14 protein-coding genes and 2 tRNA genes are annotated in these 12,020 nt (G+C 60.9%); 11 read left to right on the top strand and 5 right to left on the bottom strand.

The genetic code is table 11. The annotated features are described in order from the left end of the window. Positions 1 to 154: 154 nt before the first annotated feature. Positions 155 to 643 carry a hypothetical protein gene (locus W911_RS14225; RefSeq protein WP_144083615.1) on the bottom strand — a complete coding sequence of 163 codons (489 nt, stop codon included), beginning with the start codon at positions 641 to 643 and terminating at the stop codon, positions 155 to 157. Positions 644 to 1,099: 456 nt separating this feature from the next. On the opposite strand from W911_RS14225, the gene W911_RS14220 reads away from it, so the two are divergent. From W911_RS14220 to W911_RS14180, 9 genes are all read left to right on the top strand, one after another. Then, positions 1,100 to 1,861 carry a hypothetical protein gene (locus W911_RS14220; RefSeq protein ID WP_023788239.1) on the top strand — a complete coding sequence of 254 codons (762 nt, stop codon included), beginning with the start codon at positions 1,100 to 1,102 and terminating at the stop codon, positions 1,859 to 1,861. A gap of 223 nt (positions 1,862 to 2,084) precedes the next feature. After that, positions 2,085 to 2,303 (top strand): hypothetical protein, encoded by a 219-nt coding sequence (locus W911_RS14215; protein ID WP_023788238.1) that lies wholly within the window; start codon positions 2,085 to 2,087, stop codon positions 2,301 to 2,303. Further along, entirely contained in the window at positions 2,300 to 2,488 is a 189-nt protein-coding gene (locus W911_RS14210) for a hypothetical protein (RefSeq protein ID WP_023788237.1), read from the top strand. The genes W911_RS14215 and W911_RS14210 overlap by 4 nt, the downstream gene beginning before the upstream one ends. An 11-nt stretch (positions 2,489 to 2,499) precedes the next feature. Beyond that, a complete protein-coding gene (locus W911_RS14205) occupies positions 2,500 to 3,264 on the top strand; it encodes a hypothetical protein (RefSeq protein ID WP_023788236.1) in 765 nt (254 codons plus the stop codon). Beyond that, entirely contained in the window at positions 3,264 to 3,503 is a 240-nt protein-coding gene (locus W911_RS14200; protein ID WP_023788235.1) for a hypothetical protein, read from the top strand. The genes W911_RS14205 and W911_RS14200 overlap by 1 nt, the downstream gene beginning before the upstream one ends. A gap of 2 nt (positions 3,504 to 3,505) precedes the next feature. Then, positions 3,506 to 4,003: a hypothetical protein gene (locus W911_RS14195; protein ID WP_023788234.1), complete on the top strand. Its 498-nt coding sequence runs from the start codon at positions 3,506 to 3,508 to the stop codon at positions 4,001 to 4,003. A gap of 149 nt (positions 4,004 to 4,152) precedes the next feature. Next, entirely contained in the window at positions 4,153 to 4,881 is a 729-nt protein-coding gene (locus W911_RS14190) for a hypothetical protein (protein WP_144083613.1), read from the top strand. Next, positions 4,878 to 5,084 carry a tail fiber domain-containing protein gene (locus W911_RS14185; protein WP_023788232.1) on the top strand — a complete coding sequence of 69 codons (207 nt, stop codon included), beginning with the start codon at positions 4,878 to 4,880 and terminating at the stop codon, positions 5,082 to 5,084. The genes W911_RS14190 and W911_RS14185 overlap by 4 nt, the downstream gene beginning before the upstream one ends. Positions 5,085 to 5,430: 346 nt before the next feature. Beyond that, complete coding sequence (locus W911_RS14180) at positions 5,431 to 5,763, top strand: hypothetical protein (protein WP_144083612.1); 333 nt, start codon at positions 5,431 to 5,433, stop codon at positions 5,761 to 5,763. Between the two features lie 313 nt (positions 5,764 to 6,076). Here W911_RS14180 and W911_RS14170 read toward each other — a convergent pair. Next, positions 6,077 to 6,152 (bottom strand) — tRNA-Thr (locus W911_RS14170). Positions 6,153 to 6,240: 88 nt separating this feature from the next. Then, positions 6,241 to 7,227: a UDP-glucose 4-epimerase GalE gene (gene galE / locus W911_RS14165; protein WP_023788229.1), complete on the bottom strand. Its 987-nt coding sequence runs from the start codon at positions 7,225 to 7,227 to the stop codon at positions 6,241 to 6,243. A 307-nt stretch (positions 7,228 to 7,534) separates the two neighbouring features. Between galE and W911_RS17510 the strand changes: the two genes are divergently transcribed. Continuing rightward, the gene (locus tag W911_RS17510; protein ID WP_023788228.1) at positions 7,535 to 7,927 is read left to right on the top strand and encodes a hypothetical protein; all 393 of its coding nucleotides are present in this window, start codon (positions 7,535 to 7,537) and stop codon (positions 7,925 to 7,927) included. 206 nt (positions 7,928 to 8,133) lie between these two features. On the opposite strand, the gene rlmB is transcribed toward W911_RS17510, so the two are convergent. Then, positions 8,134 to 8,985: a 23S rRNA (guanosine(2251)-2'-O)-methyltransferase RlmB gene (gene rlmB / locus W911_RS14155; protein ID WP_023788227.1), complete on the bottom strand. Its 852-nt coding sequence runs from the start codon at positions 8,983 to 8,985 to the stop codon at positions 8,134 to 8,136. A gap of 217 nt (positions 8,986 to 9,202) precedes the next feature. On the opposite strand from rlmB, the gene W911_RS14150 reads away from it, so the two are divergent. Continuing rightward, a tRNA-Tyr gene (locus W911_RS14150) sits at positions 9,203 to 9,287 on the top strand. A gap of 169 nt (positions 9,288 to 9,456) precedes the next feature. On the opposite strand, the gene W911_RS14140 is transcribed toward W911_RS14150, so the two are convergent. Next, a complete protein-coding gene (locus W911_RS14140) occupies positions 9,457 to 11,580 on the bottom strand; it encodes a methyl-accepting chemotaxis protein (RefSeq protein ID WP_023788226.1) in 2,124 nt (707 codons plus the stop codon). Between the last annotated feature and the right edge of the window lie 440 nt (positions 11,581 to 12,020).

Raw genomic sequence — 12,020 nt, 5'->3', positions numbered from 1 at the left:
GAGCTTCGGAGCGGATCGGGACCGTGGCGCGGCATCGGGCAGACACTCCACTATCGACGCTCCATCTTGTCCGCGAAGCTGGATGCCAGCAAGGGCATCCAGTCGGCTTTGAGGTTGAAGGATCTTTTATCGACCCTCCCTCCGTCTGTTGTCGTCAGCCGGATAAGAGGACCAATCGATCATCGGGGAAGGGTTTCAAGGCAAGGATCGCCCGGAACAAACCAACTTCAAGCTTGTGGCAGGATGAGTGTTTTTCGTATGTCTTACAGTCCCAAAGCTCAGAAAAGACCACGTGTGCCGCCTCCGCAACGTCATCCCAAGAGCGGGGGGTGCGGTGCACAACACGCTCGGCTGCCCTGCAGCACTCGTCCCCAAGTTTGTCGATGTGCTGCTCATGCGCTTCAAAAGCAGATTCATCGTATCCACTGTCATCGATCTCAAAGATAGAACAGTAGGCGATGCGTGCGGCGACGTACGACTGATACTCCATCGAGAAGGCGGCCGTCGGGCACTGTGCGCCAGCTTGTAACGGCGCGCTCGCGGCAGGAAGAGCCGCGAGAGCGGCGGCGGCTGTCGTTAGGACGTTACGGCGCGTAGGCGCATGTCCGTCGGACGTGGTAAGGGCGTGAATAGCCTTCGACATTGGGACCTCCATTGTCGCGGGTTAGGGCCTCGTCGGTGGTGGAACACCTGCGAGGCCTGCTTGCTTTCCAAGCGCACTTACAACTATCCTCATTTCATGACATCGTCAATTCGTGATAACAAGAAATCTCGCGGCCGTCCCAAGACAACGGGAACGGGCACGCTCATCGGCATCCGGCTTCATGAGCCAGAGCTTGAAGAAATTGACGAGTGGCGGCGTCGACAGGAAGACATTCCCTCGCGCCCTGAGGCGCTTAGAAGGCTATATAAGCAAGGTTTAGTCGCTGAGACCGTGCAGAACGGTAGAAGGTCGAAGCGACAGCGCTCCTGACGCATGATGCACTAACGTCACGGGACGAACAAAATCCCATGTCCTCGACCAGTTCCCGACACTTCGCTTTTGCGCGAGGGCCCAGTTAGGCAGTAGGCTGCCTTTCATTGACGCGGGGAGAGGATTATGCGCGAGAAATTGCTGCTCGCGTTGCTGTGCTGCGTTTTGGCCGGTTGCGCTTCGTCGGAACAGATACTTTTGACCGCTGCGCCGGATCAGCAGGCGATTGTCCGAGACGGTATCCCTGCGCTTATCTCCCACAAGAAGCACTTGGTGATGCTGCGTCCCAACAATCGGCTGGTTAAGAGCGGTGCTCGGCCAGCGTTTACTCTTGTTGTCCGCAACCAGGGGCAGTCGCCAGAAACTCTATTCGAGGCCTCCATATCTGCGAGCCAAACCCTCGCCGGCAAATCGGCCGCGGTACGCGTCTATCGTTACGACGAACTTGTCCAGGAGGAGCAGACTCGACAGGCGATGGCAGCCGTCGGTGCCGCCCTGGCTGGAGCTGGTCGCGCGATGTCGGCGGCCAACGCTGGCTACGTAAACACGACTGGATCTTTCAACGCTTATAGACCGGGTTATGGAACAGCCTACGGGACATATTCGTCGACAACCTACGATCCTCTGCGAGCACAGATTGCCCAGCAAGCAGCGAACGCTGAGACCACGGCGGACTTCGCAGCGCTACGCGCTCAGGGCGAGAGCAATCTCATGTCTCTGCAGCAGACGATATTGAAGGACAACACCGTGATGCCGGGCGAGTGGTATGGGGGCTCCATCGTCCTGGACGCTCCGGAGAAGACTGGCAACGAAATGATCGCGTACTCGATCGTCGTCATCTTCGCTGGCGAAGAGCACGTCTTTTCGATCTCACACGTCAAAGGCTGAAGACCGAATCGCTCCCCCTTGATTATTCGCACAAAGACGTGTTTAGCTGCGTCCAGCCGCATCGGCATCGCGCTCCGATCAGAAGGAGCCCGGTCCCCGCGCTGCGGCGAGCAAGGCATCAACCCCTGCGCCAAGATCCGGCAATCTCCCGCGGAGCCATCAAAGCCCGCCACAGAATGCCGTCTCACGAACATTTGGCGAGTGGGCGCGGTTTCCGCGCGTGATGCTGATGATGACTGTCGAAAATATTCCGGACGATCTCCGCTTCATCCCGATGCGGATGGTCGCAAAGGCATTGTGTCGGCGTGATCTGCGCGCGGCACGCGGCATCCTCATCCAGCATGGCATCCCTATCATCAAACTGAGCGAGCGCTCGGACGGCACTACGCTGGCCGGGCTGCGACAGCTCCTCGCCAAGGGTCGGGTGGAGAGCAGGGCATGACCGACGAGGAACTCTCGAGGGCGAAGGATGCGGTTTTGCGCGCGCGCCGCGATCTTCCGCTGTTCCGAATGCTCGAAGACGTTATCAGCGATCTCTTTGACCGCGGTCATGTCCCGCAATCCGACGACTACGATGCCGACCTGCGCGCGGCATACGAACTGGCGAAGCAACGCACGCTTAATTGAGGGGACACGCGATGGAACGCGACCAGGCCAACGACACTGCCGAGAGTGGATACGCGGCGCCCTCCGGCCATCCTGACGATACGTTGGGTGAGCGCTACAATGAGATGACGCTCGATGAGCGGAAGCGCTGGAACGAGGATGATCTCGACGCTTCGACCAAGCGAGCGTTTGAGGAAGTTCGATACAAGGAAGCCGAGGAACACGAGTTCGAGGGTTACAAGACGCGCGCGAAGGAAAGCGGGACAACGCTCCCGCAGGCCGTCCGCGCATATGTGAATCTCGAAGACACGCTGCGCAAAGATCCGCGTGCTGGCCTCCTCACTCTCGGATCGAACTTGGGGCTCAACGCCGCGCAGATGATCCAGATGCTCACCCCGTATGCCAATACCGCGGACGGTGGTTTTGCCGCCAGCCATGAAGCCCGCGGCCTGGTGAACACGCATGCCCTTGTTGAGCAAGCCCGGCAGCAGGCTCCAGACTTCGACGCCTTGGCGGGCGACATCGAGAGAATCCTGCTCAGCAAGGATTTCACCCGCACCGGAAATCCCGTCGTCGATCTGCGTCACGCCTACGAAACTGCAAAACGCGCCCGTGAGCAGGCCGATGTGGCGCGCGCCAAGGCGGCCTCGAGATCAGGTGCCGGGCGCGGCTTCCACCGGTCCAACGACGACGATTACACACCGCAAAAACGCCGGGAGTACCTGTCCCTGAGCGACAAGTACGAAAGCGACCTTGAGGCAGACGTCCGCGACGCGATGATGGGCGGCCGGATCTGATGATCGAGACGGTGTCGGTAACGATGCGCCGAGAGGGCGGCATGATCGAGGTTGTAGACGGCCTCCGGCGTGTGCTCGGCCGCGGCCTTACGGTCGACGCCGCCCTTCAAGACGCCGCTCTCCAGCACAGCAAATGGAACTTGTCGCTCGGCGCCATAGTCGTCGGCACCGATCACTTGGGCCAGCCGCTCGCGGAAATGACCGTCGCGCGGCGTGCGCTTCATTTCAGAATGGACTAGGGATGATCAAAGTTTTTGAGAACACCGACGGTTCGTGGACGGCGCACCTTTTCCCGCACGCGGAAGCGGTGGGGGCAACTCCCAAGGACGCCGTACACCATCTGGCGCTTCTGCCTGGTGTCGGCATTCTGCTCGGAAGCAACGTGCTCACTTCAATTAACGCGAGTTGGGGTCAGCTAACGTTCAGCGATATCGTCAACCCGTCTTTCACCGACGTGGATAGCGAAACGTACAACGCTGCGATTGTAGCCCACGAAGCGGCCAAGGGCCGGGGCCAGCCCGTCTACCTGCGCGTAGTCGAGCGCGGTGGAAAATATGAGGTGGAAGATTGGGGCATGGCGCGCGTGCTCGGGTATGGCGCAACAGAGGAAGCCGCACTGCGCATGGCTTGCCGAAGCTCTCGCATCCAGGGTGTCTATTCTCCGACCTCTCCTGTTCGCGGGTTGGATCACGAAGGCCAACCTCTTGCAGAAAAGACGCTGACCCAATGGGCCGCGTGACTAAGGTTCTCAGGATCGGATTCGTATGGCGGGTAGATCCTTCACCTATCGGCCCACCGGTTGGATCGTGGGAGGTCTTCGCGCCCACGGAGCACGGCAGAAAATCCGTTGGCCTAGTCACCGTCGCCAGCCCTGAGCTCATCGTCCGTATGACGGCAGCGCTTCTCAGACATTTTGGATGCGATGAACATGCGCATCTGATCGGTGATCCGTTCCTGCCGCGGCCCGGCCGCACCATCAAGGAGATCATAGCCATGACCACCGAGAAGAAAGTTCAGGCGCCCACGCCAATCGCGGCCAAGTCCCCACTGGATGAATTCATGGAGCAGTACGGCCGCCGCTGCGATCAAATCCTCGCAGGCATGAAGAGTTTGGAGGAAGGGCTCGATACGGCGCCGCGCAAGCGGAAAAGAGGTGTCGCCAGCCGATCCACAGGCGCGGAGTGGAAAGCGGCCGTAAAGGCGTTCCAGGCGGCGAAGGAGGATCAGCGCATGCAGTTGGCCGCCGAGGCTCCGGCGCCGTTCTGGCTGACTCCCGACGTTGATTGGAGCGCCATTCCGGCGGTGCTGCGCTACATGGCGCTGAAGTGGGATGCGGAGGCGGACGAATTTTTCAGAGACCACGCCCCCTTGAAGCCGTTCATGCAGGCTGCCAGGGCGCGTGGCATTTCCCTGAGCGACTATATCCGCGAGTTCGTTGAGCTCGAGAGCACGCTTCGATCTGATCCCGAGCGGGGGATGATCATGATGCTGGAGAAAGAGGCCAGGGCAAGCGGCATCCCACCGGAACAGTTCCGCCCCTGGGCCGCACAGCGAATGGCCCAAGCCTCACAAGCCTGCCTCCGCATGACGCCGCAACTTTGGCAAGGCTCCCGATGAACTGGAAGCCCGTGACGTCCGAGGGGCCGGTCCAGATCGCGACCGACCCGCGCGGCTTTGGCATCTGGCTCTATCGCTACCTCTGGGATCCGCCCACGGTGAGACGCGTGGGCGTCATGGCCGACGAGGTGCAGCAGGTCATGCCGGAGGCAGTGCAAACGGGCGACCACGGCTTTCAGATGGTCGATTACGGGAAACTCTGATGGTCAGCGAAGCACGTATTGCCAGGATCGAGCGAGAGATTGCGCGCCTGGAAAAATCGTGCGGCGTCTCCGTCACCTACGTTCCGATCTATAGCGATGAGACGGAAGCCGACGCGGTTGCAGCGTATGACCGAGAGCCAGGCAACAAGTCCCGGCAGCCGCATGTGATCTTTGCCTATACACCAGGGCCAAGGGCGAGGGCAGTTGCGAGCGGTCTACATGCCGTCGCAAAGCTCTCGCCCGGTGAGCTGTCCAGCCTCCTGTCCTCGATCGACGGCCGATGCAGGGGGGTGCCTGGCGGCACCCGAATGCCGCCATCGAGTAGGATTCAAAAAAGGGGATGACATTGAGCACCGAGCCCGGAAAGAGGAAACCCATACCCCCACCGTCAAAACGGGGCCGGACCATCATCAGGAAGCCGCTCAACACCATCGCCGGCCTCCTCCATGAGCAATGCCGCGTCTACCGGATGCTGGTCGCAGGAAAGATCGACCCTGAGGAGTTCAAAGCCCGCATGTGGGGCACGTCGATCATCCGCCAGACTTTGCACACCCAAGCCGAAATCGACGCCGGTGTCGCATTGCAACGGTTGCAGGAGCGGCTCGACGCCATCGAGGAAGTAGAGGGCCGGAGCAATGGTTTCTCCGCATACCGTCGCCAAGCTCTCCCGGCGAATTGAAGCGCTGGAGCTCCGACGCGACGCCCGTGAGGCGGACCCTGTGCCGACGCTGATTGCCGACGGTGAGGGCGAGGACAAGGTGCTTGCGCGATACCTCGCGGCTCACCCCGATGAGGACCGCGAGCTGATCGTGTTCGTGATTGTGGATGCTGAGCCGCCTGAGATACGTCCTGGCAGTGAAGAGAGTCGGCGCAGCGGGAAGCCGCGATGGGATTACCGGCGCCGGCGCGAAGAAAGGACCGTTTAGGTTCCTCTGACGTTCCGCAATGGGGAAGCTGCGGAACGTGAATTTTGTCTAAGTTATTGAAATTATTGGTGCCGCCTGAGAGACTTGAACTCCCGACCCCCTGATTACAAATCAGGTGCTCTACCAACTGAGCTAAGGCGGCGATCCGCGCAGGATAAGTATCGCGGGCTAGTAACATAAGACGCTTGGCAGGTCATCCGCCTTGACCGGCGACATTTCGACGGCGGCTGTCAGGCCGCGGCTTGCTTGAGCGAGCGCTCCCAGCCGAGCGCATGGGCGACGATGGTGTCGAGGTTTGCGAGCTTGGGCGTCCACCCCAGGCGTTCGCGGATCTTGGCGGAATCTGCCACGATGGCTTCCGCATCGCCCGGCCGGCGCGGACCGAGCGTGACGGCAAACGGCCCACCCGACGCACGCTTCACCGCTTCGATCACTTCGAGTACCGAGTACCCCGACGAGTAGCCGCAGTTGAACACGTCGGACGTGCCGCCGCTCTCCAGGTAGCCTAGAGCCGCCATGTGCGCCGCGACGAGATCGGTCACGTGAATGTAGTCGCGCACGCACGTGCCGTCCGGTGTCGGGTAGTCGGTCCCGAACACGTCCATGGACGCGCGTTTGCCGAGCGCCGTCTCGCAGGCCACCTTGATGAGATGCGTCGCGCGAGGCGTCGATTGTCCGGCGCGGCCGGCAGGGTCCGCGCCCGCCACGTTGAAGTAGCGCAGCGCAACGTAGCGGAAGTCATGCGCGAACGCCGTGTCCGCAAGCATCATCTCCGTCATCAGCTTCGACGTGCCGTAAGGCGAGACGGGCTTGAGGTCGGCGGTCTCCTTGACCGGGATCTCGGCCGGGTTGCCGTAGACAGCGGCCGTCGAGGAGAAGATGAACGCCTTCACGCCGCCCGCAACGGCAGCCGCGATCAGCGTGCGCGAGTTCGAGGTGTTGTTGAGGTAGTAGCCGAGCGGATCGGCGACCGAGTCCGGCACCACGATGGAGCCGGCAAAATGGACGATGGCGCGCACGCCATGCTCTGCGATGATGCGCGAGATGAGATCCTGGTCCCCCACGTTGCCTTCGATGAGGAGGGCAGGCGGCGGGACGGCGGAGCGGAAGCCGGTCGAGAGATTGTCGACCACCACGACGCGTTCGCCCGCGTCGAGCAGGGCAAGCACCATGTGGCTGCCGATGTATCCGGCGCCTCCCGTCACGAGCACGGTCATGAAACGCACCCCCTCCACGGATCATTTGCGCGAGTTAGACCATGATCGCTTCAGGCCCTATCAGCCTGAAGCGTGAATCATCGGTCTCACCAAAGAGATAGAGCGTGATCTCGTTCAATCGAAACCGATCACGCTCTAATACTGATTTCGCGCACTGCGGTTAAAGCCGCGTTACCGGAGTGCGGGCGTCCGCGAGGAGAAGGGTCTGCGACGCAGGGCGAGGCTGGGCGGTTAAAGCAATATTATGCGTTTCACCGTAGAGTGATAAAATGTTCCGATGAGTTCCGCTCCGAGGAGTTTCTTTGTCATGCGTTCCCGGGTCCTCTCCCTGCTTTTGGCCGCCGTTGCTTTGGCCCTTATCCCAGTCGTCGCCGAAGCCGGCTACCGCCACGCGCCGCGCGGCTGGGGCAAGGTGCAGACAGTTCATCACTACCGCTACCAGCCGCGCTACCGCCACGTGTATCACCAGCCCTATCGGTACGACCGCTACGCGTACCGATCGGCCCCGCGTGGTTATTATCCGTATTACAACTCGGGTCATTGGGCGCCGACGAGGGCTTTGCGCTACCGCCGCGATTGCTGCCGCCCCGTCGCGGCGCTGCCGCCCTACTATCGCGCATGGGGCCATCCGCATCGCCACTATTCGCACCGCAAGTGGCATCGCCGTCATCACGGCCACCATCGCCATCACCACTGGTAGACGCGCGCGCAACGCGCTTCGTCGCCAGCATCCACGAATGAGAGAGGGCCGCTTCGTGCGGCCTTCTTGGTGCGTACGCGCATTCGCGTGATCGCGACGAGTATTACCGCGATGCCGAATGCTATCCCGGTCCCGAGGAGTGCGGCTGGACCTGCTGGCGTCCGACCTATTGCGGCTGATCGGCCGCGCGCCGCCTGAGCGGCGGCTCAGCGCTTGCGGCGCGCGACGGCCGCCCAATGGAGCGCGACGGCTGCCGCATTTGAAACGTTGAGGCTGGCAAGCGGCCCGCCAGTCGTGATCGAGACGAGGTGATCGCACGTCTCCGCCGTGAGCTGGCGCAAACCTTTGCCCTCGGCGCCGAGCACCAGCGCGGAGAGGCCCGCGAACGTCTCGTCCTCCAGACGCGCTTCGCTCGTGCCTTCGAGCCCGATCATCCGAAAACCCAGCTCTTTGAGATCCAGCATCGTCCGCGCAAGGTTTTGCACCATCAGCACCGGCACGAGATCGAGCGCCCCCGACGCCGACTTCGCGAGCACGCCATTGAGCGGCGGGCTGTGACGGCGTGTCATGACGACCCCCGACGCGCCGAACGCGGCGGCCGATCGAAGGACGGCCCCTGCATTGTGCGGGTCCGTCACATGATCGAGGAGCACGAGCGGCCCGGTTTCCGCGGCGCGCGCGACGAGTTCGGCGAGACTTGGCTCGGGCAATGGATCGGCTTCGAGCAGCAGGCCCTGATGAACGGTATCCGTGCCGAGCAGGCGGTCGAGTTCACCCGGCGTGGTGCGTTCGACCGCAACCCCGCGCGCCCGGATGGCGTCGGCCAGACGGCGCTCGGCATTCTCGGTGGCCAGGAGCCGGTGGGCGGTGCGCCGGGCGTTGCCGAGCGCCGCCTCGACCGCATGGCTGCCGAACAGCCGCACGAGGCCGTCGTCCGCTTCCGCGAGGGCCCCAGGCGCAGCCGGTTTGCGGGATCTCGGGCGCCCATGCGGCGCACCTTTGTGCCCGCCTGGCCTCCACTTTTTCTGGCCTGTTCCGCGGGCTCGGCCCTCTGTCATCGCACGTCTTGCTCCGAATAGCGGCGGCACACCGCGTGGGCCCGAAGCCATACGGGTTTTCACTCGCTTTTCCAATTGACATCAGAGAGGCGGATTACCATAAGGACGGACGTTGCCCTGCCGCTCGGCGAGCGCAGGGCCATTTTGTTTAAGCGCTGGGTCCGGGCTTGCCCCGGAAATGGGCCGCGAGCGGTCTGGGCGCATTGGGATTGGTCACGGAGGGATGCCCGAGTGGCTAAAGGGGACGGACTGTAAATCCGTTGGCTTCGCCTACGCTGGTTCGAATCCAGCTCCCTCCACCAATCCTCCTCCACATTAAGCCGCTGAATGAGATGAGAGAAATATGTCCGTGGCGGCGCGAAGCGCAGCCAAGCGGGCCCACTTTCGACGCAGATCGTCATGTGCTGTGCACGCCGATCGCGGCGTCTCCTGCCCCGGATCGCGCCAGGGCAGGAGACCGTTTCAGGGCTCTTAAGCCGCTCGGACAGTCGCCAGGAAGCGGCTCACCTCGCTTCTGAGCTGCTCCGATTGCTGAGAAAGGTCGTCTGCGGCCGCGAGGACCTGGCTCGACGCGACGCTTGAGCTTTCCGCCGCCTGATGCACACCCGTGATGTTGGCCGTGACTTCCGTCGTACCATTGGCCGCTTCGTGAACGTTGCGCGTGATTTCGTCGGTCGCGGCGCTCTGCTCTGTTACGGCGGCGGCGATGGCCGAGGCGATACCGTTCATCTCCTCGACCGTTTTGCTGATGACGACGATGCTGCTTGCCGCGTGTTCCGTCGACGTCTGCAGGGAGTTTATTTGAGACGCGATCTCGGCCGTCGCTTTCGTCGTCTGCTCTGCCAAGGCCTTCACTTCCTGAGCCACAACTGAGAAGCCTTTTCCGGCCTCTCCCGCGCGCGCTGCCTCGATGGTGGCATTCAACGCCAGAAGGTTGGTCTGGCGAGCGATATTGTTGATGAGCTCCACGATCGTACCGATCTTGACGGCTCCGTCGGAGAGTTCGGCCACCTGCGCATCGGTGCGCCGCGCTTCTTCCGCTGCTTTTTCGGAGATCCGTGTCGACTGATCGACTTGACGGCTGATCTCCCGGACAGAACCTGAGAGCTGTTCCGAGGCGGCGGCAACGCCACGAACGTTGGTTGACGCCTGTTCGGATGCCGCCGCGACGACCGTCGACTGAGCGGATGTTTGCTCCGATGAGGCCGAGAGCGTTTGAGCCGCTGCGTGGAGTTCGGTTGCGGCATCCGATACAGCCTGAACGACGGATCCGATAGCCTGCTCGAAGTTGTCGGCCAGCTCCAATACGGCACGCTTCCGTTCTTCCTCCGCTGCCGCTTTCTGAGCAACGGCCTCTTCTTCCAGTTCGCGGGTGCGGGTCAGGTTTTCCTTGAAGATCTGGACCGCCGCCGCCATGGAGCCGATCTCGTCCTGCCGGTTCCGGTGCGGGATTTCGATCGAGGTCTCGCCCTTTGACAGGGTATTCATCGTCTCCGTCATGTTCTGGATCGGCGGAACGATGCTCCTCGTGGTCAAGAACGTGACAGCGGCTGCGCCCACAAGGCCTGCGATGAGCAGGAACCATTGCACTGTATTCAGGAACGTCATGCCGGTTGCGACGTCGGCAGAATCCTCAACCAGCATCCTCTGCTGATTGCCTTTGATGCCGCCCACGCGCGCACCATTGGTGTCGCGCGCTCCAATCATGAGATCCAGGATCTTTTCCGCGCGCGGAGCGGCCTCCGTTGCAAGAAGATAAGTAGGCCGATTCCAGTCCGCAGCTTCGCGTGCCGAAATGATCCGTTCCGTGATGGCAGGGAATTCGGAATGGGCGATGGAGAACGCAGCGAAAGCGCGCTCTTGCATGGACGAGAAGGATCCTCGCTGCCCCTCCAGCGACGTGTATGCGTTGGAAAAGCGATTGAAGGACTGGCGGAAATCCGCTTTCGGCGCGTCGTCGCCGGTAAGAAGAAAGGTGCGCAGGTGCGCGGCTGCTGCCGTCAGGTTTCCGCGGACGTCTGCCATGGCCTTCAGAACGCGTTTCCGATCGTAGCTCGCTTCCAGCTTTTCCTCTTCGTCCATCATGGTTGTGATCTGCGAAAGCATGGTGGTCAGTCTCGGAGTCGCCAGCTCGGACAGAAGCTTGGTGGCCGGAAGAGCATCGTCCGTAAACGCGATGTGCAGGATCTGCTCATGCACATCTTTGAACTCCCGCAGGATGTCTTTTGCTTCCGTCCAGCGCTTTTGATTGTCCGGATTGCTAAACCTCACGGCTTGAGCATCGAACGATAAGGCCGCCTTATCGAGTTCGGTCCAAGCATTCGAAAAATCCACTTTCATCTCGTCATTTCCGGTTAGCAGGTAACCGCGGAGGCTCGCCAGCGTGGATAAAACACGTCCTTCCAGTTCCGAGCTGGAAATGGAGACCGGCATTCGCAAGCCAGTCATCCGGTCAACGGTTGTCGAAAGTCCGGATACGATCACGAGTGTGGAACCCACTGCAACGGCGAGTATTGCGGTGATGAGGGCAAAACCGCCGCCGAGACGGCGACCGATTGTGAGAGTGGGGAACGAAAACGAGTTAAGCGCGCGCATGGCGACCTCCGATATTTAGGTAAGCCACACAAAAATCATGCCTCTTTGGTAAGGAATGAATTAAAGCAAGGCGCATAAAGAACGATTCTACATGAATAATTTTCGAGGGTCCTGCCTCGTTGCCGATCAGAGGCATGGGCAACAATGAAGCATTCGATAAATCAATGAAAAATCAGCATGTTGAGGCGCGCTCTTATTGTAAATTGGAGGAGGAGCGCCCATTTTTCTTTGAGTATGTATTTCATTAAAATTTTTATGGTTGTAAAAAATTGGACTGAAAATTAAGCATAGTGCAAGAGCAACTGTTCGTTTTTGAAGAAAATGGCAGGAATGTTTTTTTTGATCGTGCCGTCCGACATTTTGTCAAAGTGAGAAACGCAACTTGTGTCTTTCGGAGAGGCGCTTCGCCGCGGAGGTATCCGGGCCGGGCAGGAAAATGT

This window comes from Hyphomicrobium nitrativorans NL23 (genome assembly GCF_000503895.1).
GTDB classification, from domain to species: Bacteria; Pseudomonadota; Alphaproteobacteria; order Rhizobiales; family Hyphomicrobiaceae; genus Hyphomicrobium_C; species Hyphomicrobium_C nitrativorans.
This window is presented reverse-complemented; position numbering and strand designations above follow the sequence as displayed.